Source organism: Micromonospora cynarisoli, from assembly GCF_030518815.1.
Classification (GTDB): Bacteria; Actinomycetota; Actinomycetes; order Mycobacteriales; family Micromonosporaceae; genus Micromonospora; species Micromonospora wenchangensis.
Genome location: NZ_CP130426.1, coordinates 2,076,958 through 2,101,066 on the forward strand (window position 1 = coordinate 2,076,958; position 24,109 = coordinate 2,101,066).

General features: G+C 71.7%; 19 protein-coding genes. 9 read left to right on the plus strand and 10 right to left on the minus strand.

From position 1 onward, the window contains the following. Positions 1-21: 21 nt before the first annotated feature. Positions 22-1,029: a helix-turn-helix transcriptional regulator gene (locus Q2K16_RS08510; protein ID WP_302744572.1), complete on the plus strand. Its 1,008-nt coding sequence runs from the start codon at positions 22-24 to the stop codon at positions 1,027-1,029. Here Q2K16_RS08510 and Q2K16_RS08515 read toward each other — a convergent pair. Then, positions 1,023-2,066, minus strand: coding sequence for an arabinan endo-1,5-alpha-L-arabinosidase (locus tag Q2K16_RS08515; protein WP_302744573.1), 1,044 nt, complete (start codon positions 2,064-2,066; stop codon positions 1,023-1,025). The two genes, Q2K16_RS08510 and Q2K16_RS08515, sit on opposite strands and share 7 nt — an antisense overlap. Before the next feature lie 421 nt (positions 2,067-2,487). On the opposite strand from Q2K16_RS08515, the gene Q2K16_RS08520 reads away from it, so the two are divergent. The 6 genes from Q2K16_RS08520 to Q2K16_RS08545 all read left to right on the plus strand — a co-directional run bounded on the left by Q2K16_RS08520 (position 2,488) and on the right by Q2K16_RS08545 (position 10,469). After that, positions 2,488-3,705, plus strand: a complete 1,218-nt coding sequence (locus Q2K16_RS08520) for a LacI family DNA-binding transcriptional regulator (protein ID WP_302744574.1) — start codon at positions 2,488-2,490, stop codon at positions 3,703-3,705. Further along, positions 3,614-4,918: an ABC transporter substrate-binding protein gene (locus tag Q2K16_RS08525; RefSeq protein ID WP_302744576.1), complete on the plus strand. Its 1,305-nt coding sequence runs from the start codon at positions 3,614-3,616 to the stop codon at positions 4,916-4,918. The genes Q2K16_RS08520 and Q2K16_RS08525 overlap by 92 nt, the downstream gene beginning before the upstream one ends. A gap of 68 nt (positions 4,919-4,986) precedes the next feature. Further along, positions 4,987-5,958 carry a carbohydrate ABC transporter permease gene (locus Q2K16_RS08530; RefSeq protein ID WP_302744578.1) on the plus strand — a complete coding sequence of 324 codons (972 nt, stop codon included), beginning with the start codon at positions 4,987-4,989 and terminating at the stop codon, positions 5,956-5,958. Position 5,959: 1 nt separating this feature from the next. Next, positions 5,960-6,835 (plus strand): carbohydrate ABC transporter permease, encoded by an 876-nt coding sequence (locus Q2K16_RS08535; protein WP_302744580.1) that lies wholly within the window; start codon positions 5,960-5,962, stop codon positions 6,833-6,835. Beyond that, entirely contained in the window at positions 6,832-9,072 is a 2,241-nt protein-coding gene (gene yicI / locus Q2K16_RS08540; protein ID WP_302744581.1) for an alpha-xylosidase, read from the plus strand. Before Q2K16_RS08535 ends, yicI begins: the two co-directional genes overlap by 4 nt. After that, positions 9,069-10,469 (plus strand): GH1 family beta-glucosidase, encoded by a 1,401-nt coding sequence (locus Q2K16_RS08545; RefSeq protein WP_302744582.1) that lies wholly within the window; start codon positions 9,069-9,071, stop codon positions 10,467-10,469. Before yicI ends, Q2K16_RS08545 begins: the two co-directional genes overlap by 4 nt. Before the next feature lie 126 nt (positions 10,470-10,595). Here the strand turns inward: Q2K16_RS08545 and Q2K16_RS08550 are convergent, their stop codons facing one another. Beyond that, a complete protein-coding gene (locus tag Q2K16_RS08550) occupies positions 10,596-12,002 on the minus strand; it encodes an NAD(P)/FAD-dependent oxidoreductase (protein WP_302744584.1) in 1,407 nt (468 codons plus the stop codon). Between the two features lie 393 nt (positions 12,003-12,395). Between Q2K16_RS08550 and Q2K16_RS08555 the strand changes: the two genes are divergently transcribed. After that, complete coding sequence (locus Q2K16_RS08555; protein WP_302744586.1) at positions 12,396-13,601, plus strand: pyridoxal phosphate-dependent aminotransferase; 1,206 nt, start codon at positions 12,396-12,398, stop codon at positions 13,599-13,601. A gap of 9 nt (positions 13,602-13,610) precedes the next feature. Here Q2K16_RS08555 and Q2K16_RS08560 read toward each other — a convergent pair whose 3' ends face one another. Genes Q2K16_RS08560 through Q2K16_RS08585 form a run of 6 tightly spaced genes read right to left on the minus strand, consistent with a single transcriptional unit; the run spans position 13,611 to position 20,085 of the window. Further along, complete coding sequence (locus Q2K16_RS08560) at positions 13,611-14,846, minus strand: cytochrome P450 (RefSeq protein WP_302744587.1); 1,236 nt, start codon at positions 14,844-14,846, stop codon at positions 13,611-13,613. Beyond that, on the minus strand, positions 14,843-15,931 hold the full coding sequence (locus Q2K16_RS08565) for a polyprenyl synthetase family protein (RefSeq protein WP_302744589.1): 1,089 nt from the start codon (positions 15,929-15,931) through the stop codon (positions 14,843-14,845). The genes Q2K16_RS08560 and Q2K16_RS08565 overlap by 4 nt, the downstream gene beginning before the upstream one ends. Positions 15,932-15,977: 46 nt before the next feature. Next, positions 15,978-17,192, minus strand: a complete 1,215-nt coding sequence (locus Q2K16_RS08570; RefSeq protein ID WP_302744591.1) for a cytochrome P450 — start codon at positions 17,190-17,192, stop codon at positions 15,978-15,980. Between the two features lie 39 nt (positions 17,193-17,231). After that, positions 17,232-18,254, minus strand: coding sequence for a Rieske 2Fe-2S domain-containing protein (locus tag Q2K16_RS08575; protein ID WP_302744593.1), 1,023 nt, complete (start codon positions 18,252-18,254; stop codon positions 17,232-17,234). Next, positions 18,251-19,063, minus strand: coding sequence for a class I SAM-dependent methyltransferase (locus Q2K16_RS08580; RefSeq protein ID WP_302744594.1), 813 nt, complete (start codon positions 19,061-19,063; stop codon positions 18,251-18,253). The genes Q2K16_RS08575 and Q2K16_RS08580 overlap by 4 nt, the downstream gene beginning before the upstream one ends. Beyond that, positions 19,060-20,085 (minus strand): terpene synthase family protein, encoded by a 1,026-nt coding sequence (locus Q2K16_RS08585; RefSeq protein WP_302744595.1) that lies wholly within the window; start codon positions 20,083-20,085, stop codon positions 19,060-19,062. The genes Q2K16_RS08580 and Q2K16_RS08585 overlap by 4 nt, the downstream gene beginning before the upstream one ends. 855 nt (positions 20,086-20,940) lie before the next feature. Between Q2K16_RS08585 and Q2K16_RS08590 the strand changes: the two genes are divergently transcribed. After that, positions 20,941-22,290, plus strand: coding sequence for an APC family permease (locus tag Q2K16_RS08590; RefSeq protein ID WP_302744596.1), 1,350 nt, complete (start codon positions 20,941-20,943; stop codon positions 22,288-22,290). 26 nt (positions 22,291-22,316) lie between these two features. Here Q2K16_RS08590 and Q2K16_RS08595 read toward each other — a convergent pair whose 3' ends face one another. Further along, positions 22,317-23,327, minus strand: a complete 1,011-nt coding sequence (locus Q2K16_RS08595) for an ornithine cyclodeaminase family protein (protein WP_302744597.1) — start codon at positions 23,325-23,327, stop codon at positions 22,317-22,319. Further along, complete coding sequence (locus Q2K16_RS08600) at positions 23,324-24,103, minus strand: thioesterase II family protein (protein ID WP_302744598.1); 780 nt, start codon at positions 24,101-24,103, stop codon at positions 23,324-23,326. The genes Q2K16_RS08595 and Q2K16_RS08600 overlap by 4 nt, the downstream gene beginning before the upstream one ends. Positions 24,104-24,109: the final 6 nt, after the last annotated feature.

Below are 24,109 nucleotides of genomic sequence, written 5' to 3' on the forward strand. Positions count from 1 at the left end.
TCCTTCCGGTACCGTCCGGGCGTGGAGAACGCCGTCAGCCCCACCGCCCGCGCCCTGCGGACGCTCGACCTCCTGCGCGACCGGCCCGGCACGACGGCCGCCCAGCTCGCCGCGGGTCTCGGCGTGACCGAACGCGCCGCGCGCCGCTACGTCGAGATCCTCCGGGAGGCCGGCATCCCGGTCGAGTCCGTCCGGGGGCCGTACGGGGGCTACCGGCTCGGCCGGGGCCCGCGCCTGCCGGCCGTCGTGTTCACCCAGGAGCAGGTCCTCGGCCTGGTGATGGCCGTGCTCGACGGTCAGCCGGCCGCGGTCGACGCCGACGGGCTGGTCGGTGCCGCGTTGAGCAAACTCATCCGGGCGCTGCCTGACAGCGTCGGACGGCAGGCGGCGGCGCTGCGCACGTACGCGGCGGCCGCCGCCGACCGGCGGGCGGTGCACGCCGACCCGATCACGACCAGCGCGCTGGTCACGGCCGTGGCCGACAGTCGTCGGGTGGCCGTCAGCTACACCACCGAGAGTGGCACGTCGTGGGAGGCCGAGGTCGACCCGTGGGCGGTGGTGGTACGCCACGGCCGCTGGTACCTGCTGTGCCACTCGCACCGGGCGGACGCGGTCCGCACGTACCGCATCGACCGGATCGGCGCGGTGCGGCACCTGCCGCAGCCGTTCACCCCGCCGGCCGACCTCGACCCCGTCGCCGCCCTGGAGGCGCACCTGGCCTCCGGGTGGAGGTACCCGACCCGGGTGGTGTTCCACGAGCCCTACGAACGGGTGGCACCCTGGGTCGGGCCGACGATGGGCCGGCTGGAGCCGGCCGGCGAGCGCTGCGTGCTCACCGGCAGCACCACCAACACCCGGATGTACGCCGGGGAGTGGCTGGCCGCCGTCCCGTTCGGTTTCACCGTCGAGGAGGGACCCGAACTGCGGGCCGCGGTGTCCGCGCTCGCCGCCCGCCTCACCGCCGCCGTCGCGGACGCCGTCCCGACGGCGGTGCGGCGGGCGGGCGACGGCACCCCGCCCGGTCAGTAGACGAACGGCCAGCCGGCGGTGTCGTAGCCGAGCAGGTTGATGCCGAGCAGCGACGCGCCGTTGTCGGCGTAGTAGTGGTAGACGAGCACCTCGGCGTCGGTGTCGGTGAACACCGCCTGGTGCCCGGGTCCGTGGATGCTGCCGTGCCCGGCGAGCACCTGGGTGCCGCCGCCGGCGGTCATCGCCACCCCGTTGCGGTCGACGTACGGCCCGGTGACCGAGGTGGACCTGCCCACCATGATCCGGTAGGTGCTCGCCGCGCCCTGGCAGCAGCGGTCGAACGACACCCACAGGTAGTAGTAGTTGCCGTGCCGGACGATCACCGGGGCCTCGATGGCGCCCCCGTTGCGCCCCGCGATGCTGTGCATGGTCGTGTCGGAGCGTTTCCCGGTGGCCGGGTTCAGCGCCACCATCTTGATGCCGGACCAGAACGACCCGAAGCTGAGCCACCACCTGCCTGTGGCGTCGACGACCAGGTTCGGGTCGATGGCGTTGAAGGTGTCGGACGTGCGGGACTCGATCACCAGGCCCTGGTTGGTCCAGCTGCCCGATGCGCCGGTGGTGCTGGTGGCCAGGAAGATCGCCGACCGGTTGGAGCCGAACGTGGAGGCGGAGTAGTACAGCCAGTACCGGCCGTCGCGGTAGGTCAGGTCCGGCGCCCACAGGTTGCTGCTGCCGCCGGTGTAGGTGGTGGTCCACGGCGCGCCGTTGGGGAAGACCGTGCCGGCGTTGCGGAACGCGGTCCGGTCGGTGGAGGTCTTGAGCGCGATGTTGTTGCCGGTGTGCGCGACCAGGTAGCCGCCGCCGGGGCGGATCACGATCGTGGGGTCGTGCACTCCGACGTCCCCGGTGACCCGGCCGGGCCCGGGATAGGAGGCGGGTGGGGTGGTGGGGGTGGCGGCCACCCGGGGCGCGGCGGTCGAGGCCGACGGTGGTCCGGTGGCGATGCCGGCGGCCACCAGCACCGTCGACAGGGCGATCAGCGCCAGGCGGCGGCGGGTGGGTGCCGGGGGTACGGCGGAGGGTGTAGTGGTCATGACGGTTCCCTGGGTCGGGCGTCGGGCGGCCCGGTCGCGGGCCGTGCCGGCGCGGGGCGTCCGCTGCGGCCGGCCCGACCGGGCGGAACTCTGCCGGGAGTGTTACCTCGACGTTTCCTGGAAAGTTAACTCAAACATCGATGTCCGTCAACGAATCGGGTGCCGGCCGGACCGGCCGTCGGGGTGACCGGTGGAACCGGGACGGCACGACGGCCGGGTAGCCGTGAGGACCGGCGCACACCCGGCCGGCCGGCGTGACCACAGCCCCGGGGGGAGGCGGTCACGCCAGCGGGCGACCCCCTTTCGACATCGGCTATTGACGTCGCCGTAACAGGGGGCTTAGCGTCTGTCGAACCGCTTCGTCGAACCGCTTCGACGATCACTCACGTGCGGTTCCCCGCCTGGCTGGAGGAGGTGCGCGATGGCCACCATGCACGACGTCGCCCGCCTGGCGCAGGTCTCGGTCAGCACCGTGTCCTACGTCCTCACCGGGGCCCGGCCGATCTCCCAGGCCACCCGGGCCAAGGTGCTCGCCGCCATGGCCCAGCTCGACTACCAGCCCAACGCGATGGCCCGGGGCCTGGCCAGCCGGCGCAGCCGGATCCTGGGCCTGCTGCTGCCGATGGACGAGCGCGGGCTCGGCGCGACCGAGGCGGCGTTCGTCACCGGGGCCGCCGCGGCGGCCAGCGCCGTCGGCTACCACCTGGTGCTGTCGCCCGTCGGCGGGGGCGGCGACCTCGACGAGCTGCGCCGGCTGGCCAGCCAGCGGATGTTCGACGGCGTCGTGCTGATGGAGGTGCAGCTCACCGACGAGCGGGTCGACGCGCTCCAGCAGGCCGGGGTGCCGCTGGTGCTGATCGGGCGGACCGGGGACACCGACGGGCTCTCCTACGTCGACATCGACTTCGAGCAGACGGTGCGGGAGGCGGTGGCGCACCTGGTCGGCCTGGGGCACCGGCAGATCGTCTACGTCAACCACTCGGCCGAGACCCTCGCCAGCGGCTACGGGCCGGCGCTGCGTACCCGGGACGCCTTCGTCACGGCGATGACCGGCCACGGCCTGGAGCCGGTCATGATCCCGGCGCAGGACAGCGCCGCCGGCGGGCGGGCCGCGCTGGCCGCCGCCGTCGCACGGGCGCCGGGCCTGACGGCCGTGCTGGCCATGAACGAGACGGCGATCTTCGGCATCCTCGGCGAGCTGACCGCGCGGGGGCTGACCGTGCCCGACGACGTGTCGGTGGTCTCGATGGTCACCTCGCCCCAGGTCGCCGAGCTGGCCACCCCGGCGCTGACCGCGATGACGTCGCCCGGCTCGGCGATGGGCCGGATCGCGGTCGAGGCGCTGGTGCGCCACCTGGACGGGGCCGGTGACGAGCGCCACCAGCAGTTGCTGCCGTGCGCGCTGGAGATCCGGGGATCGACCGCAGCACCCCGAAGCCGTCGCCCCGATGGGGGGGCTGACCAGGTAAAACGGCCCGTCGCCGCGCGGCAACGCGACGACGGACCCAGTGAAGTACCGGGCTCGATACTCAACGAGGAGGATAGCAATGCAGCGATTCCGCCGGATCGTCGCCGCGATCGCCCTGGCGGCCACCGCGACGACCACCGTGGCCGCCTGCGGCGGCGACGACAGCGGTGACGACAGCGGGGCCACGACCCTCAAGCTCTGGCACTACGAGGGCGAGAACAGCGCGATGGGGGTCGGCTGGGCCAAGGCCATCGAGATCTTCAAGACCGAACACCCGGGCGTCGAGGTGCGCTTCGAACGCAAGGCGTTCGAGCAGATCCAGCAGAACGCCGGCATGATCATCAACTCGTCCGAGGGCCCGGACATCATGGAGTACAACAAGGGCAACGCGACGGCCGGCCTGCTGTCGTCCCAGGGCCTGCTCACCGACCTCAGCGGCGAGGCGGACAAGCGCGGCTGGGCCGGCAAGCTCAGCCCCAGCCTGCAGACCACCGCCCGGTACAGCGACAAGGGCGTGATGGGGTCGGGCAACTGGTTCGGCGTGCCGAACTACGGCGAGTACGTCACGGTCTACTACAACAAGGACCTGTTCGACCGCAACGGCGTCACGGTGCCCACCAGCATGGCGGAGCTGACCGCCGCGATGGACACCTTCGTCGGCAAGGGCATCACCCCGCTGGGCATGGCCGGCGCCGAGTACCCGGCCGGGCAGCTGTTCTACCAGCTGGCCCTGTCGAAGGCCGACCGGCAGTTCGTCGACGACTACCAGCTCTACAAGAACCCGGTCGACTTCCGCGCCGACCCGCTGAGGTACGGCGCGGACACCTTCGCCGACTGGGTGCGGAAGGGCTACCTGGCCAAGGACTCGGCGAGCCTCAAGGCCGAGGACATGGGCACCGCGTTCATCGCGGGCAAGACCCCGATGATCGTCTCGGGGAGCTGGTGGTACGGCCGGTTCAAGGCCGAGATGAAGGCCAACTGGGACACCTTCCTGTTCCCGGGCAACACCCTCAACGCCGGCTCGTCCGGCAACCTCTGGGTCGTCCCGGCCAACAGCAAGGCCAAGAGCCTGGCGTACGACTTCATCGACATCACCCTGCGTCCGGAGATCCAGGACCTGATCGGCAACAACGGTGGCATCCCGGTGGCCGGTGACCCTGCGAAGATCACCGATCCGAAGGACCGCAAGCTGATCGAGGACTTCAACACGGTCAGCAAGCAGGACGGTCTGGCCTTCTACCCGGACTGGCCGGTGCCCGGCTACTACGACGTGCTGGTCGGCGGGTTCCAGGCGCTGATCAACGGGTCCAAGTCCCCCGACCAGGTGCTCGACACGATCGCCAAGCCGTACGCCGACGGCGTCAAGGAGATCACCGGCAAGTGACACGGCGAGCGGCGGGCGCGACCGGCACGACCGGCGCGCCCGCCCACCCCCGCCGGGAAGGACCCTCCATGACAGTCCCCGACACCGTCGCCGGCACCCCGCCGGCGACGACCCCCACCCCCACCTCCCCACCCCGCCGCCGGCGCGACGGCCGCGACGCGGCGTACTGGCTCTACCTGCTCCCCGGGGCGGTGCTGTTCGTCCTGGTGATCGGCGTGCCGCTGGTCGGCACCGGCTACCTGTCGCTGACCCGGTGGTCGGGTGTCGGCGACCCCACCTTCGTCGGGTGGGACAACTACCGGCAACTGCTGGACGACGACGTGTTCTGGGCGTCGTTCCGCAACACGGTGGCGATGATCGTCGCGATGGTGGTGCTGCCGACACTGCTCGGGCTGCTGCTCGCCTCGGTGCTCTTCGACGTCGTCGGGCGTCGGTTCCGGCCCCGGACGGCGGCGGCCCTGCGGGCCGCGTTCTACCTGCCGCAGGTGTTGCCCGTGGTGGTGGCCGGCATCGTGTGGGGCTGGATCCTGCGCCCCGACGGCGCGTTCAACAGCGTGCTCGACGCGGTCGGTCTCGGCGCGCTGCGCCACGACTGGTTGGGTGACCCGGACACCGCGCTGCCGGCGGTGATGGCGGTGATGATCTGGGTGCAGATCGGTTACCCGGTGGTCGTGTTCATGGCGGCGTTGCAGCGGGTCGACCCGGAACTGTACGAGGCGGCCGAGGTCGACGGGGCGAACTGGCTGCGCCAGTTCCGGGCGATCACCCTGCCGCAGATCCGGCCGGAGACCTTCGTGGTGGCCCTGACCTGCACGATCGCCGCGCTGAAGGTGTTCGGGCCGATCTTCGCGCTGACCCGGGGCGGCCCGGAGAACGCCACCAACGTGCCCTCGTACTTCGCGTACTACACGTTCTTCAAGAAGCTCCAGGTCGGCTACGGCTCGGCGATCTCCACGGTGCTGACGGCGATCATCGTGGTGGTGGCCGTGGTGTTCATCGCCGTGCAGGCCCGCAGCGAGCGCCGGGATCGGGGGCGCTGAGATGGCCGTGACGATCGCCAAGGTTCCGGTCCGCCGCACCGTGCGCGACCGCCACCACCGGGGCGTCAGCCGCTGGGTGGTGCTCGCGCTGGTCACCGCGGGCGCGCTGGTCATGCTGGTGCCGTTCGCGTTCATGCTGCTCAACGCGTTCAAGTCGCCTGGTGACTACTCGTCGGGCGGCCCGCTGAGCTGGCCGTCGGAGTTCTACCCCACCGGGCTGCGGACGTACTGGTCGGAGGTGAACTTCCCGCTCAAGCTGTGGAACTCGGCGCTCATCGCCGGGTCGGTGGCGGTGCTCGGCGTCGTCGTGTCGCTGCTCAACGCGTACGCCCTGGGCATCGGCCGGGTCCGGGGGCGGCTGTGGATCGTCGGGGTGTTCCTGCTGGCGAACATGCTGCCGCAGGAGGCGTTGATCTATCCGCTGTACTACGTCGCCAAGGAGATCGGCCTCTACAACACCCGGCTGTCGGTGATCATCATCTTCACGGTCATCCAGAGCGCGTTCGGCACGTACCTGCTGGCCTCGGTGCTGGGCACGTTCCCCCGGGCACTACTGGAGGCCGCCGCGCTCGACGGTGCCGGCAGGTGGACGGTGCTGTGGCGGGTGGTCTTCCCCAACCTGCGGCCCACCCTCGCCGTCCTGCTCATCTTCTTCTTCATCTGGACCTGGAACGAGTTCCTCATCCCGCTGGTCATGCTGATCGACAACCAGACCCAGACCATCCCGGTCGCCCTCGCATCGTTGCAGGGTGACCGGCTGATGGACGCCCCCACCACCAACGCCGGCGCGTTGATCAGCCTGGTGCCGGCCATCCTGTTCTTCCTCATCTTCCAGCGCACCCTGGCGCGCGGCATCACGGCAGGAGCCGAGAAGTGAAGTTCACCGACGGGTACTGGCAACTGCGCCCCGGGGTCAGCGTGCTGCGCCCCGGCACGGTCGAATCGGTCGAGCCGGACGAGCGCGGTTTCACCGTCTTCGCCCCGGCCGGTCAGATCAACGGCCGGGGCGACACGCTCAACCGGCCGGTCGTCACCGTCCGGTTCTTCTCCCCCGCACCCGGCGTGGTCGGGGTGACCATCGGCCACCACAGCGGCGGGCTGCCCCGCGAACCCCGCTTCGGGCTGGACACCGACGACACGCACCCGGTCACCGTCGACATCACCGGGATCAGCGCGTCGCTGACCACCGGCGAGCTGACCGTGCGGGTCGCGCTGGTCGACGGCTGGCGGGTCGAGTTCAAGCACGGCGACCGCCTGGTCACCGCGTCCACCGGACGCAGCGTCGGCATCGTCACCGACGGCGAGGGCCGCCGGTACGTGCACGAACGGCTCGCGCTCGGCGTCGGCGAGACGGTGTACGGGCTGGGCGAGCGGTTCGGCCCGTTCGTCAAGAACGGGCAGACGGTCGACGTGTGGAACGCCGACGGCGGCACCGCCAGCGAGCAGGCGTACAAGAACGTGCCGTTCTATCTGAGCAGCGCCGGCTACGGGGTGTTCGTGGACCACCCGGAGCACGTGTCGTTCGAGGTCGGCTCGGAGGTCGTCGCGCAGACCCAGTTCAGCGTCGAGGGGCAGTCGCTGACCTACCACGTCATCGACGGGCCCACCCCGAAGGACGTGCTGCGCCGCTACACCGCGTTGACCGGCCGGCCGGCCCGGGTGCCCGCCTGGTCGTACGGGCTGTGGCTGTCCACGTCGTTCACCACGTCGTACGACGAGAAGACGGTGGCCGAGTTCGTCGACGGGATGGCCGAGCGGGACCTGCCGCTGTCGGTGTTCCACTTCGACTGCTTCTGGATGCGCCAGTTCCACTGGGTGGACTTCGTGTGGGACCCGGCGACCTTCCCCGACCCGGAGGGGATGCTGCGCCGGCTGCACGAGCGGGGCCTGAAGGTGTGCGTGTGGATCAACCCGTACATCGCGCAGCGCTCGTACCTGTTCGAGGAGGGCCGCCAGGCCGGCTACCTGGTGCGCAACCCGGACGGGTCGGTGTGGCAGTGGGACAAGTGGCAGGCCGGCATGGCGCTGGTCGACTTCACCAACCCCGACGCGGTGGCCTGGTTCACCGACAAGCTCCGGGCGCTGCTGGACATGGGCGTCGACTGTTTCAAGACCGACTTCGGGGAGCGCATCCCGACCGACGTGGTGTGGCACGACGGGTCGGACCCGCAGCGGATGCACAACTACTACTCCTACCTCTACAACAGGGCGGTCTTCGAGCTGTTGGAGGCCGAGCGGGGCGAGGGCGAGGCGGTGCTGTTCGCCCGTTCGGCCACGGCCGGCGGCCAGCAGTTCCCGGTGCACTGGGGTGGCGACTGCGAGTCGACGTTCGTCGCGATGGCCGAGTCGCTGCGCGGCGGGCTGTCCCTGGCGTCGTCGGGCTTCGGTTACTGGAGTCACGACATCGGCGGTTTCGAGGGCACCCCCGACCCGGCGGTGTTCAAGCGGTGGATCGCGTTCGGCCTGCTCTCCTCCCACTCGCGGCTGCACGGCTCCGGTTCGTACCGGGTGCCGTGGGCGTACGACGAGCAGGCCGTGGACGTGCTGCGCCACTTCACCCGGCTCAAGCTCGGTCTCATGCCGTACCTGGCGGCGACGGCCGAACAGGCGCACCGCGACGGGATACCCATGATGCGTCCGATGATCGTGGAGTTCCCGGACGATCCGGCCGTGGCGCACCTCGACCGGCAGTACATGCTCGGCCCCGACGTGCTGGTCGCGCCGGTGCTCAGCGCCGACGGGCAGGTCACCTTCTACGTGCCCGCCGGCACCTGGACCCACCTGGTCACCGGGGCGCAGCTCACCGGCCCGGCGTGGGTGACCGAGAAGCACGGGTACGACAGCCTTCCGGTGCTCGCCCGGCCCGGCGCGGTCATCGGGTTCGGGGCGCGCTGCGACCGTCCCGACTACGCCTGGGCCGACGGGGTGGAGCTGCGGCTCTACGCCCCGGCGGAGGGGCAACGGCACCGGGTGCGCATCCCGTCGCCCGACGGGGGGCCGGGGGCGCAGTTCGAGGTGGGGTTCCGGGGCGGGGTGGCGACCGCCGAGCTGGTGGCGGGCGAGTCGTCGGCGTACCACTGCGTGGTGGTCGGCGCGGAGAGGGCGGGACGATGACGGCACGCAGCTTCCCGGAGAGCTTCGTCTGGGGGTCGGCGACGGCGGCGTACCAGATCGAGGGCGCGGCCACCGAGGACGGCCGGGGTCCGTCCATCTGGGACACCTACAGCCACACCCCGGGGCGGACGTTGAACGGCGACACCGGTGACGTGGCCGCCGACCACTACCACAGGTGGTCGCAGGATCTGGACCACCTCGCCGAGCTGGGGCTGGGCGCGTACCGTTTCTCGATCTCCTGGCCCCGGGTGCAGCCGGGCGGTTCCGGCCGGTTCAACCCCGCCGGCCTGGACTTCTACGCCCGGCTGGTCGACGGCCTGCTGGAGCGCGGCATCCGACCGGTGGCGACCATGTACCACTGGGACCTGCCGCAGGAGTTGGAGGACGCCGGCGGGTGGCCGGCGCGGGACACGGCGCGGCGTTTCGAGGAGTACGCGGCGGGGATCGTCGGCGCGCTCGGCGACCGGGTGCACACCTGGACGACGCTCAACGAGCCGTGGTGCTCGGCGTACCTGGGGTACGGCTCCGGGGTGCACGCGCCCGGCCGCACCGAACCGGCGGCGGCGTTGGCGGCGGTGCACCACCTGAACCTGGCGCACGGCCTGGCCGGGCGGGTGGTGCGGGAGCTGACGCCGAGCGCCGAGCTGTCGGTGACGTTGAACCTGCACGTCGTGCGGGGCGCGTCCGGGTCGGCTGCCGACGCCGACGCGGTCCGGCGGATCGACGCGCTGGCGAACCGGGCGTTCCTCGGCCCGATGCTGGACGGGGCGTACCCGGCGGACCTGCTGGCCGACACCGCCGCCGTCACCGACTGGTCGTTCGTGCGCTCCGGTGACGAGAAGGTGATCGCGGTGCCGTTGGACGTGCTGGGGGTCAACTACTACTCCAGCACCCTGGTCCGCGCCTGGGACGGGCACTCGGCCCGGTCCGCCGCCGACGGGCACGGCGCGTCGGCCCACTCGCCGTGGGTGGGCGCCGACGACGTCGACTTCCTGCCGCAGCCCGGCCCGTACACGGCGATGGGGTGGAACATCGACCCGCCGGCCCTGACCGAGCTGCTGCTGCGGCTGCGTCGCGACCACCCGGGCCAACCGTTGATGATCACCGAGAACGGCGCGGCGTTCGACGACGTGGTGTCGGCCGACGGGCGGGTCCACGACGACATGCGGATCGACTACCTGCGTCGGCACGTCGGCGCGGTGGCCGACGCCCGCGCGCAGGGCGTGGACGTGCGGGGTTACTTCGTCTGGTCGCTGCTGGACAACTTCGAGTGGGGTTACGGCTACGACCGTCGGTTCGGCATCATCCGCGTCGACTACGACACGCAGGAGCGCCGCTGGAAGGACAGCGCCCACTGGTACCGCCGGCTGGTCGCCACCGGCCAGTTGGACGGGTAGGCAGGCAGTCGGCGCGTGCCCGCCGGTGGGATCTCAGGGTGCCCCGGCCGTCCGGCCAGGGCACCCTTCGTCGTCCACGTACCCCCGGTCGCGCCGTGCGGCCGGGGGTACGCAGCGATGCCGGCTTCAGGGGCGTGCCACGCGGACCCGTTCGAGGCCGAGCTGCGGACTGGTGACGAGGCGGTAGTCGGCCGACTCCGCGTCGGACAGGGGGTTGCCGCGGACCGGGGTGAAGTCGGGCCCGACGGAGTCCGGTGCACGCACCGCCTGCAGCTGCGCCCGCACCGCTTCCGCCCGCAGTTGGTCGGTGATGACGCGGGTGGACGAGTCGGCCGCCTCACGCAGGTCGGACAGACCACCGATGATCTCGGCGAAGGACCGGGAGGAGACCTCGGCGTCCGGCTGCGCGGACTGCTCGTCGCCGACCAACCGGTCCGAGGTGAGGAAGAAGCCGTCCTTGCCCAGGTAGCGTTCGTACATGATGGTCACCAGCGCGAAGAGACGCATGTACGCGCGCCGGTAGGCGAATTCGAAGAACCGCAGGGCGTCCGTCTCGTCGACCTCGCCCCGGTCCATCGACGCGACGCATGCGGCTGCGGTCAACGCGCTGTAGAGCGCGAGGTGCACGCCGGTGGACAGCAGCGGGTCCAGGAAGCACGCCGCGTCGCCCACGATCGCGTAACCCGGCCCGCAGAACTGGTCCGCGATGTACGAGTAGTCGGTCTCGACCCTCGTCACGCCGAGGAACTGCGCCCCCGCGGTCAGGCCCGCGATGGTCGGTGAGGCCGCGATGAGGTGCTGGTACAGGTCGTCCGACGACGGGTGCTCGTGACGGTCCCGGGCGAAGGCGTCCTTGGTGGTGACGTAGCCGATGCTCATCCGCCCGCCGGCCATCGGGATCACCCAGTACCAGCCCTCCGGCGAAGAGATGATGTTGATCCCTCCGGACGGCGTCTCGGGCAGCAGTGTGGCGCCGGTCCAGTAGCCCCAGATGCCGACGTTGCGCAGGTTGTTCAGCGGCTCGCGGTTGCCGAAGTGCCTGGCGCTGAGCAGTCCGTTACGCCCGGTGGCGTCGACCAGGAAGTCGAAGTCGTCGATGGTGAACGGTTCGCCGTCGTCCGGGGAGCACTCCACGGCCACCGGCCGGCCGTCGGCGAAGCGCACCGACCGACCGGTGACACCGGTGGTGACGGCCACCCCGTTCTGGCGGGCGTGCTCCAGCAGCAGCGCGTCGAACTCGCTCCGGTCGACCTGCCACGACTGCACCCCGGACTGCGCCTGCCAGTCGAACGTCCACTGGTCGTCGTCCCAGTGGATGACGCCGCCGTTCTTCTTCACGAAGCCGTGGTCGTCGAGGGTCTTCGACATGCCTATGGCGTCCAGCACCACCCGGCACGACGGGGTGAGCGACTCACCCACGTGGTATCGCGGGAAGTGGGCGCTCTCGATGAGCCGCACGTCGAGTCCGGCCTGGGCCATCGCCGTCGCCGCGGTGCTTCCGGCCGGGCCACCACCGATCACGAGGACCTTCATGTCTCTGCCACCTTGCCGTTCTGGCCGTAGCCACGGAGGGATGGGCGCACCGACGATGCGCGTTCCACGGCCGCCACCGGGCCGCCGCCGGGATCAGGGGGTGGTGCCGATCGACGCGACGCCGCCCGGGTCGCGGGAGATCACGGAGATCAGGGCCGGGCCCGGCAGGTGTGTACCGCCTGTCCCGTACCGTCGGCCGTGCGCCGGACGGGTCGAACCCGATGACGAACGAAGCAGCACAGGCATCCCCATCCTCACCCGACCGAGATAGATGATCGTACATGACTATCGGACCGGTCACCGTGCTGCGGCGGTGGACCGGAGCCACCGCCCTTCCGGTGCCGTACTAGGGTGCTTTCCGGGACAAAGCGTCCGGGTGGTCAAGGAGGTCCGATGCGGCAGGCCAAACGGCTGAAGAGTGTCCGGTACGACATCCGGGGGCCGGTGCTGCGGCGGGCACAGGAGATGGAGGCCGCCGGCCACCGGATCCTCAAACTGAACCTGGGCAACCCGGCGCCCTGGGGACTGGCCACGCCCGGCCCGATCGTCGCCGACGTGGTGCAGAACCTCGTCGAGGCGCAGGGGTACAGCGACGCCCGGGGCATCTACTCGGCGCGGGTCGCCGTCGCCCAGCGGTACCAGAACCTCGGCGTGACCGGCGTCCAGCCGGACGACGTGCTGCTCGGCAACGGGGTCTCCGAACTGATCATGATGGTGTTGCAGGCGCTGCTCGACTCCGGCGACGAGGTGCTCGTGCCCAGCCCGGACTACCCGCTCTGGACCGCCGCGGTGAACCTGTGCGGCGGGCAGGCCGTGCACTACCGGTGCGACGAGAGCGCCGGCTGGCAGCCCGACCTGGAGCACCTGGCCTCGCGGATCACCGAACGCACCCGCGCCCTCGTGGTGATCAACCCGAACAACCCGACAGGCGCGGTGTACTCGGAGCAGACCCTGCTCGGCATGATCGAACTCGCCCGCCGGCACGGACTGGTGATCTTCGCCGACGAGATCTACGACCGGATCGTGTACGACGACGCCACCCACCACACGCTCGCGGCGCTCGCCCCGGACGTGCCGGTGGTCAGCATGGGCGGCCTGTCGAAGGTCTACCGGGCCGCCGGCTTCCGCTCCGGCTGGCTCGCCACCAGCGGGTTCACCGGCACCGACACGGACTACGTGAACGGGCTGCAACTGCTGGCCAACCTCCGGGTCTGCCCGAACGTGCCGGCCCAGCACGCCATCCAGACCGCGCTCGGTGGCTACCAGAGCATCGACGAGCTGATCCGGCCGGGCGGGCGGCTGCTGGAACAGCGCGACCACGCCTGGCGCGAGATCGTCTCGATCCCCGGCGTCGACTGCGTCAAGCCGGAGGGCGCGCTCTACCTCTTCGCCCGCCTCGACCCGGCCGTCCACAAGATCCACGACGACGAGAAGCTCGTGATCGACCTGTTGGAGCAGCAGCATCTGTTGATCTCGCACGGCACCGGCTTCAACATCGACACCCCGGACCACCTGCGCATCGTCTTCCTGGCCCCGACCGACGTCCTCGACGACGCGATCGGCCGCATCCGCACCTTCCTGGCCACCTACCGGCAGTAGGAGGGCCGGCTACCAGCTCACCACCAGCCGGCTGAGGCCGTAGAAGACGTGCGACGGGCGGAAGACCACCCCGCCCGGCTCCATCCGCAGGTCGGGGAAGCGGCGCAGCAGCGCGGGCAGCCCGACCCGGAGTTCCATCCGGGCCAGCGGCGCGCCGATGCAGTGGTGCACGCCGTGGCCGAACGCGAGGTGCCCCACGGCGCCGCGCCCGATGTCCAGCTCGTCGGGGCGCTCGACGGCGGCCGGGTCCCGGTTGGCGGCCGGCAGCGACAGCAGCACCAGGTCACCGGCGGGGATGCGCACGCCCCCGAACTCGGTGTCCGCGCGGACCAGCCGGGGCACCCCGGCCTGCACCACGCTCAGCCACCGCAGCAGCTCCTCGACGGCCGGCGTGACCGCGGCCGGGTCGTCGCGTACCCGGGCTAGTTGCGCCGGGTGGCGCAGCAGGGCCAGGGTGCCGAGGGCGAGCATGTTGGCGGTCGTCTCGTGGCCGGCGAGCAGCAGGAAGTTGGCCAGGCCGGCGAGTTCGGCGTGGGTGAGGTCGGCGTGGGTGAGGTCGGCGTGGGTGAGGTCGCAGCCGTGCTCGCGGATCAGCATGCCGATCATGTCGTCGCCGGGCGCGAGCCGGGCGCGCCGCACCAGGTCCGACATGTAGTCGCGCAGCCCGCGGCCCACCCGTAACCGCTCCCGCACCGGCACCGAGACGTCGATGAGGCGGCTCGTCTGCGCGTTGAACTCGGCCCGGTCGGCGGTCGGCACACCGAGCAGTTCGCAGATCACCAGGGAGGGCACGGGCAGGGCGTACCCGGTGACGAGATCCACCGGTGACCCCCTGCCCGCCAGCTCGGCCAGTTGCCGGTCGACGATGCGCCGCACCCGGGGCTCCAGGGCGCGCATCCGGCGGAGCGTGAACTCCGCCGTCAGGGTCCGGCGGAGCCGGGTGTGCTCGGGCGGGTCCACGCCGAGCAGGTTGCCGAAGCGCAGCGGTGCGCGTTCGTCGTCGGTGAGGTCGTCCAACCCGGGCAGCGGTGGCATGTCCGACGGGTCGTTGCTGAACCGCGCCGAGTCGGCCAACACGGTGCGCACGTCGTCGTGCCGGGTCAGCAACCAGGCGGTCAGGCCGAACGGGGTGGTGACCCGTTCGACGACCCCGGCGTCGCGGAGCCGGCCGAGGTCGGGCGTCGGGGTGAAGCCGTCGCGGCGGAGGTAGACCGGCACCTCCGCCGCGGTGGCGGGGATCGTCACCGGGACCTCTGCAACACCGTGACCGCCAGCTCCGCGAGGTGCCGTTTGGCCAGGTCGGTGGCGTCGCTGGCGTCGAGCACCGCCAACGCGCGTTCCCCGCGCATCGATATCTGCGTCTCGATCCGGGCCACCGCGCCGACGTCGACGAGGATGGTGCGCACCCGGTCGAGTTCGTCGGCGGTGAGGTCGGTGCCGATCTTCGTCCGCAGGTAGTCCGCCGACGCGGCGTCGTGGGCGTCGGCGAGGGTGAGGGCGGTGGCCAACAGCACGGTCCGCTTGCCCTCGCGGAGGTCGTCACCCGACGGTTTGCCCGTCACCGTCGGGTCGCCGAAGACCCCGAGCAGATCGTCGCGGAGCTGGAACGCGATGCCGATGTCGGTGCCGTACGAGCCGTAGGCCGTGGTGAGTGCGGGGTCGGCACCCGCGACGGCACCGCCGAACTGCAGCGGGCGCTGCACCGTGTACGACGCCGTCTTGTACCGGTCGACCCGCAGCGCCGACTCGACGTCCTCGTTGTCGCCGGCCTGGTTGATCAGGTCGAGCAGTTGGCCGTACATCACCTCGGCACGCACCGCCGACCACACCGGCGCGACCCGGGTCTGCGCGTCCGTCGGCAGCCCGGAGTCACCCAGCAGCGCGTCGGCCCAGATCAGGGCCAGGTCCCCGATCACGATCGCGGTGCCCACGCCGAACGCGGCGGGATCGCCGGAGAAGCGGCGGGCGCGGTGCCGCTCGGCGAACGCCACGTGCGCCGAGGGGTGGCCGCGACGCGTCAGGGAGGCGTCGATGATGTCGTCGTGGATCAGCCCGGCGGCGTGCAGCAGCTCGAACGCCGCGCCGGCCCGCAGCACCGCGTGCGCCCGTGGACCGCCCGGATCGCCGCCGGCGCCCAGCCAACCCAGCCAGACGAAGGCCGGCCGGACCCGCTTGCCGCCGCGCAGCACGAAGCTCTCCAGTTCGGCGACGGTCGCCGCGAAGTCCGGACCGAACGCCTCGGCCTCGCCCCGGCGGCAGGCGAAGAAGTCGCCGAGGGTGGCGTCGATGGCGGCCACGTCCACGGCCCCGGTGGTCTGGGTGACGGTCATGCCCTGCTCCCCCGTACCCCGTCGGACGCCCGGGAGGTGGACGTCGTCATCGGGCCGGGTCCAGGGTCACCCGCAGGGAGCGTGGGGCACGGGTGAGCATCCCCTCCTCGACGGGCACGAAACCGTCCCGGTAGCGGATCACGGGGAAGCGTCGCAGCACGGCGGGGATGCCGATCGCCGCCTCCGCCCGCGCCAGCATCGCCCCGACGCAGAAGTGCCGTCCGGCGCCGAACGAGAGGTGACTGCTTCCCGCGTTGAACGCCGTGTTCACGTCGATCTCGGTGCGGTGCAGGTCGAACCGCTCGGAGTCGACGAACTCGTCCTCGTCCCGGTTGGCCGCGCCGATCAGGCAGAACATCGTCGCCCCCTCGGGGACGCTGACCCCGGAGATCTCGCGCGTGGTGAGCAGTCGGCGCAGCAGGATGTGGGTGGGCGGGTTGAGGCGCAGGGACTCCGCGAAGGCCCGCAGCGACAGGTCGGGATCCGCCCGGACGTCGTCCATCTGGTCGGGGTGGTCGAGCAGGTTCCGGAAGGTGGAGGCCAGGCCCCGTTCGGTGGTCTCACCGCCGGCGGCGAGCAGGAGGCTGCAGAAGTCCAGGATCTCGCGGTCGGTGAGGGTCGCGTCGTTGATGGTGGCCGTGCACATCGACGAGATCAGGTCGACGCCCGGTGCCGCCCGCCGCTGGTCGATGACCTCCTGGAGATACTTGTCCAGCTCGCGTTTGGCCCGCAGTCCGGCTTCGGCGACGTCGGGGTCCTGCGTGTAGTTGCCGACGTAGTCCGCGGCCGCCCGGTACCACACCTGGAACATGGTGTAGTCCTGCCGGGGCAGGTCCATGATCCCCATGATCACCCGGATCGGGAGCAGGGCGCAGTAGTCCCGCACCAGGTCCGGATCGGGTCGGGCGGCGAGGTCGTCGAGCAGCTCGTCGGCCGCCTGCGTGATGACCTCGCCGTACGAGGCCAGTGGCCGGCCCCGGAAGGACGGCGAGACCAGCCGGCGGTGCCGCCCGTGCTCGGCGCCGTCCATCTCCAGGATGCTGCGGCCCACGAGTTCCCGGACGGCGGCGTAGGTGGCGGTGGAGGAGTCCTCGTGGGTCAGGGCCTCCCGCACGTCGGCGGCGCGACTGATGATCCAGCCCAGCCTCGGGTCGTGGTGGATCGGGAAGTCGTTGCGCATCGTCCGGTAGATCGGGTACGGGTCCCTCGCGAACTCCGGTGACAGAAGATCGGGCGGAGCGGCGTTCACCATCGCGTCCATTCCTCCTTGCTGTGGCGGTCGGTGCCCCGAGCACCGGGTTCAGTTGTCGGCGTAGAACTGGCCGGCCCAGTGCCGGAACCTGCCGATCGGGCCGTCGCCCTTGACCAGTCGGGGGTGTTCCAGGTAGTTCTTCGTGGCCCAGATCGGCACGTCGCGGGTCGCCTCGGGCGAGACGATGAGCAGCGCCGCACGCGTGAGCGCCCGGGACAGGGTCGCGGACGCCAGGCCGGCGACCGCCGAGCCCCGGCCGCTCCGCGCGGCGGAGATGCTGGTGGCGAAGCGGAACTCGATGCGCCACGGCGCTATCGGGGTGGCCATGGCCCACATTCGGGCGCGCAGGCCCAGTGGGGGGACCTCGGCGTTCACCAGGATGTAGCCGAGGCCCGAGACGCTTGTCTGGTACTCGACGCTCCTGGTGCCGATGACCGGGAACCGCTGCTTCCAGCGGTACCGGGCGTGGAAGTGCGGCCCCTCGAAGCTGATCGGCTCGGCGATCTCGATCCCGTAGAACCTGTGGAAGACCGCCAGGTGTCCGATGTCGACGGCGTTCTCCACGACGTCCTGCGGGTGTCCGGGCAGGACCTGGCACCGGATGGCGGTCAGTGGGAAGCCCTGCTGGCTCAGGTCCGGCGGTTCCCACGACGGCGGGCGCCCCTGCGGTGAGAACCAGACGAAGACCAGCCCTCCCCGCTCGCACACGGGCCACTGCGCCAGGCGGGCGGCGGGCGGCGTGCGGTCGGCATAGCCGGTGCGGACGCACGCCCCGTCGGCGCCGAACTCGAAGCCGTGGAAGCCGCAGACGAGCGCCTCCCCGGCCACCCGCCCGGCGGTCCCCAGGTGGGCGCCCAGGTGCGGGCAGTAGGGGTTGGTGGCGCGTACGACGCCGCGTTGCGTGCGGTGGACGACGACGTCGCGGCCGGCGATCCGGCGGGTGACCACCGGGGTCCTGCGGAGCTGCGTGGCGGTGCCGACGCAGAACCAGCCCTCGGGATACGGCAGCGGCGCCCCGATCGCCTCGTCCGCCGGGGTCGGACCGCGCTTCACGTTACGGTCATCGATCATGGCACTTCGGGTCTCCTCGGGCGGTGGGCAGCCGTCGGTCCGCTGTCGCGCGACCGGTGGGCACGAAAACGCAGCAGGGTGCTGCCGCACCCGACGTCCGGGGGCGCCAGGTCGTCCAGGGCGGCGTGCAGCCGGGCGCGCTGGGCGTCGCTCAGGCCGTGGAAGACCTCGGGGCCGTACCGCGACCACCACCGGCTGGGAGGCAGCCCGTCCAGGGTCCGCTCGCGCCGCGAGGTCCGCGCCGAGGTGACGGTGAACCCCGTCTCGGCCAGGCCCGTCAGGTAGGTCTGCGGGGGGCGTAGCCGCCACCGGGTCGGCGTCGGCGGGCCGGGGATCTCCGCCTGCTCCCACGCCCGCAGCAGCAGTTCCCGAAGCTCCACGAGGCTGCCCACGACCGGTACCTCGGCCACGAACCGTCCGCCCGGGGCGAGGGCTGCGGACACCGCGCCGAACACCCGGGTCGGTGCCGCCATCCAGTGCAGGGCCGAGTTGCAGAACACGGCGTCGTACGGCGTGTCCGGCGTCAGCGCCTCGGCGTCGCCCAGGTCGAAACGGATACCGGGATGCCGGCGGCGGGCCTCGGCGATCATCGACTCGGAGCTGTCGAGGCCGTGGACGGTCGCGCCCCGGTGGGCGATCTGGGCCGTGACGGTCCCCGTCCCACAGCCCAGGTCGAGGACGTGTTCCCCGGTGCGCGGGGCGAGGAGGTCGACGAGGCTCTCGCCGGAGCTGACGACGTGCCCGTACTCCGTGTCGTAGGTGCCGCCGCGCCAGTGGAAGGTCGCGGGCAGCTGATCCGCCGGTGTCACGGCTGGCCGGCCCTCTCCAGGAAGTTGGGTTGGTCCTCGCCGGTACGCAGGTGCTCGCTGCGGTACCGCTCGTTGCCGCACGACCAGTCGATGTTCCCGCGGATCCAGGACTCCATCGCCGCGATGTAGCGCGACACCTGGTGGGCCTGCTCGGCGGTGAACTCGTCGGACGAGGCGAAGAACTCCACGGCCGACCTGCTGGCGGCGACGAAGTCGGCGCACCGTCCACGGAGCATGCCGGCCACCTCGTCCGCCGCCTCCCGCAGGCCGCCGCCGCGCGTCCGCTGGACCACCAGCACGATGTTGTTCACGTTGCCCTCCCGCCTCTCGGCCTCGACGGAGAAGACGTCGTTGGCCCACAGCACCAGGTCCGCCGTGTTGTCCAGTAGTTGCTGGATCCTCGGGTGGGCGTGGACGTCGTCGGTGAGTTCGATGCCCAGCCCGATCTCCGACAGGTCCATGCTCGGTCGCATGCCCCCGAACCGTCGCCGGGTCCGGATGTACGTCGCCAGGTCCGGGGCGATGCCGCGACGGCGGTTGTGGGATTCCCAGTGGCATCCTTCGAGATAGTCGGTCAGGTGGCGTACGAAGCGTCGACGCCAGGTGAGCGAACTGCGGGCGGTGAGCCGGTCCCAGATGTCACGAATGGCCATCTCGATGGGGTTGGCCGACCGGACCACGGTCCCGGGCGGGGTGAGCGGGAACCAGCTGATCGTCTCGTGGATCAGGGCGACGAAGCGCTCGTCGCCCTGGGCGTCGGGGATCCGCTCCAGGTAGTCGTCGAAGATCGCCCAGACCGCCATCCAGTCGGTGATGATGCACAGTTCCTCCGGCGGAGCGAACGGATAGGCGCGGGCCACCAGTTCCCCGAACCTGGTCCGGTCGTAATGGAACTTCGCTTCCTCCGACCGGAGCAGGCCGAACTCCCGCAGGTACTCGCGTACGTGCACCTCGGCCTCGTCCACGTGCGGGTTCTGCCGCTCGGGGAAGGGTACCGAGAGATCGGGAATGGTGAATGTCATGAACGCGACCTCCGGCGGGATCGGATTTCTGGCTGTGCCGGTTTCAACTCGTTGCTCCTGCCGGACATCGACCGGGCCCGTCACGCCCGATCACCGGAAGGAAGCACCCGGGCGGGGTTCAGGAAAAGGGAAGGCGGGCCCGCACCGGCCCGACGAATACGCCCGACGCCGCAGCCCAGCCTAGGAGCGGCACCCGAAGGATGGCAAGGCCGTTCTCAGCGGAAGGTCAGCATCGGATTACTCAATGTCATCGGCCCGACCCGGGTCCGACTGACCCGAACCCGGATACCGCAGGTCAGGAAACCGCCCCTTTGCCCTGTTCACGCACATACGGTGAGCCGCCTCCGTGAACCGCTTCCCACCATGCGGGTGCATCGGCGTGCGCCCGACCGCGTCGGTGGCGACGACACCGACGCGCCACCGGCGGGGGCCGTGCCGGAGGATCGTCGAGCGCCGGCGGGAGCGTGTCGAATGCGCGACAAAGCCGGGAACGACACACTCGCCGCCGGGCCAGAATAGGGCGGTGAATCCTCGTCGAATATGCCCGGTCGTCGAAAGTCCGGGGTGCCGTCAATGGCGGCCGGTCGGCGCGGCCAGAAAGCAGACTCCCGGCCGGCACGAGACCCGGCCCTCGAGCGGAAAACCCGCCGACCCACCCCGCTGCGCACGGACCGGCGACCCGGGCGCTGGTCGACGGACGTGCGCGACGATCCCGGACGCGGCACCGGCGGCGCGGTCACCGGTCGCGCCCCCATGGCCGCGCCGAGCACCGCTACCATCCTCTGTGGAAGATCGGGTTCGTCCGTAAAGTAATTTACCTTGCCTCTTGCACCTATATGCATAAAGAATGACGGTATGGCGGAGAATTTGCAGCTTCGACGGGAACTCGGGCTGAGAGAAGCCGTCGCCCTCGGGGTCGGCGGCACCATCGGCGGAGGAATCTTCGTCCTGGTCGGCACCACAGTGGGTGAGGCCGGCCCGGCCGCGCCGCTCGCCTTCGTCCTCGCGTTCGCCGCCGCCGTGCTCATCGCGCTGCCCTACGCCGAACTGGCCAGCCGGTTCCCGCGCGCCGGCGGCGGCTACGCCTTCGTCCGGGCCGCCCTCGGCCCGCACCTGTCCTTCCTGATGGGCTGGGGGTTCTGGGGCTCCTACGTCTTCATGAGCGGCTTCATCACCCTCGGCTTCGGTGGCTACCTGCACAGCCTGACCGGCCTGTCACAACCCATCGGCGCGCTGGTGGCGATCGCCGCGAGCACCGCCGTGAACGTCGCCGGCATGCGCCTGGCCGGGCTGGCCCAGAGCCTCGTGGTGGGGCTGACCGCGGTCGCCCTGCTGGGCTTCGGCGCGGTCGGGCTCCCGCACGTCGACCTGGACCGGTTCACCCCGTTCGCCCCGCACGGCGTCGGCGGCGTGGTGACGGCGGCGCTGTTCGCCTTCCTCGCGTACGCGGGGTTCGACATGATCGCCGCGGCCGGTGAGGAGATCAAGGACCCGGAACGGACGCTGCCCAAGGCCATCCTGCTCACCCTGCTCGCCGTGCTCGGCGTGTACCTGCTGATCTCCGTCGTCTCGGTCGGGGTGGTCTCGGCCGGCACCCTCGGCCACTCGCCCGCGCCGCTGGCCACCGCGGCCGAGGCGTTCGCCGGCCCGACCGGGCAGCGGCTGGTCGCCGTGGCGGCGGTCTTCACCACGGCGGCGACGAGCAACGCGGTGCTGGTGGTGATGTCCCGGATCGCCTTCGCGATGGCCCGCGACGGCCTGCTGCCCCGCCAGCTCAGCAAGGTCGGTGGCCGGACCGGCACGCCCTGGGCGGCCGTGCTGTTCAGCAGCGGGGTGCTCGCGGTGGTCGCCCTGGCCGTGTCGGTGCCGGTGGCCGCCGCGATCGGCGGCTTCCTCTACGTGGTTCACTTCATGCTGCCGCTGGTCGCGCTGGTGGTGCTGCGCCGCCGGACGCACACCGTCCCCGGCTTCCGGACCCCGCTGGCCCGGGTGGTCATCCCCCTGGCCTTCCTCATCTGCGCGGTCTTCCTGGTCGCCAGCGGCCCCACCGGAATCCTCGGCGCGTCGGCCTGGCTGGCCGTCGGCTTCGCCGGATACCTGCTCGGCGGGCGGTCCCGACGGCGCAGGTCCGACCCGACCGTGCCGGCCGCCCCGACGCCCGCGGTCACCGCCGGCGGACCGGGCGGCGGTGGCACGGCGGGCTGACGGCACCCAGGAGGGGTCCAGGGCCGTCACGAACCGTCCCCGCGCAGCTCCACCCGCTGGCCCGCGCCGGCGGCCGCCGCCCGCTGGTAGACCGCGAATCCGGAGACGACGTCCTGCGCCGCCAGGCCGAGCGACTTGAACAGGGTGATCTCCCCGGTGCTGGACCGGCCGGGGTGGTGGCCGCCGAGGACCTCACCGACCTCGGCCCGGACCGCCTCGATCCGGAAGTGGCCCTCCCGCGCCGCGAGCAGCAGGTCACCGGCCTCGGCGCGGGCCGACTCGCGGCTGTCGACGAAGACCGCGCAGCGCCCCACCAGGTCACCGGCGAGTTCACGACGGTGGGCGAAGGAGGAGCCCACGGCGTTGATGTGCGCCCCCTCGGCCACCGGCGCGGCCGACAGCACCGGTTCGTCGGCGGCGGTCACCGTGCAGATCACGTCGGCGTCGGCCACCGCCGCCGGTACGGTGTCGGCGACCGTGACGTCCAGGTCCAGCTGGTCGCGGGCCCAGTCGGCGAGGGCGTGCGCCGACGCCGGGCGGTGGTTCCAGACCCGCACCTCCTTCACCGGGCGCACGGCACCCATCGCCCGCAGGTGGCTGCGGGCCTGCACCCCGGCGCCGAGCACCGCCAGCACGGTGGCGTCGGGGCGGGCCAGGGCGTCGGTGGCCGCGGCGGACGCCGCCGCGGTGCGGATCGCGGTCAGCGCGGCGGCGTCGATCAGCGCCGCCGGCAGCCCGGTGTCCGGGTCGAAGACCAGGACCAGACCCACGTGTACGGGCAGACCGCGGGCGGCGTTGTCCGGTTTGATCAGCACGGTCTTCAGCCCGTACCCGGCATCCGGCTGCGCCGTGGCTTCGGGGGCGGCGACGTGCGCCGGCATGACCGCGAGCACCTCCCCGCCGGGGCTGCGCACCATGTGCCGCACGGGTTGCACCACCCGCCCGCCGCTGTACCTGCGGAACGTGTCCCGCATCAGCTCCACCGCGTCGGCCATCGGCAGCAGCCGCCGCACCGTCTCGCCGTCGATCACGATCATCGGTTCGGTCCGCCCGTCGCCGTGGTCGCCGCCAGTTCCGAGGTCACCGCCGTCACCAGGTCCTCCGGCCGGTCCTGGAAGAAGAAGTGGCCGCCGTCGAAGAGCCGCAGGCCCCGGAAGTCGGCGCTGTGCTGCTTCCACTCGGCCAGCCCCTCGGGCGGGGTGACCCGGTCGTCGATGCCGCCGAAGGCCGCCACCGGGCACGGCAGCGGCCCGTCCGGCCGCCACCGGTAGGAGCGGCAGAGCTGGAAGTCGGCCCGCAGGATGGGCAGCGTCAACCGGAGCATCTGCGGATCGTCGAGCATCTCCGGCGGTACGCCGCCCAGGGTGCGCAGCGTGGCGCAGAAGTCCTCGTCGGTGTCCGCCGGATCGGGCATCACCCCGGGCGCGGCGCCGGCCACCGGCCAGGAGGCCGCCGCGAACAACGCCGGGGGCGGCAGCCCGGCACGCTGCCGCAGCCGGATCAGCAGGTAGCCGAGCATCGCGCCCATGCTGTGGCCGAAGATGGCGTACCCGCCGGGCGGTTCGGCGGCGAGCGGCCCGGCCAGCGCGTCGGCCAACGCCTCGGCCCCCCGGTGGCAGTCGGTGAACGACGGCTCCCGGTGCCGCCCCTGCCGGCCCGGCAGGCGTACGGCGCGCAGTTCCACCCAGTCCGGCAGCAGGGTCGCCCAGCGGCGGAACATCGAGGCGCCGCCGCCGGCGCAGGGCAGGCAGTACAGCCGTACCGCCGCCGTCGGGCGGGGTTGGTAGGTCAGGTACCAGGTGGAGCCGGGCATGCCGGA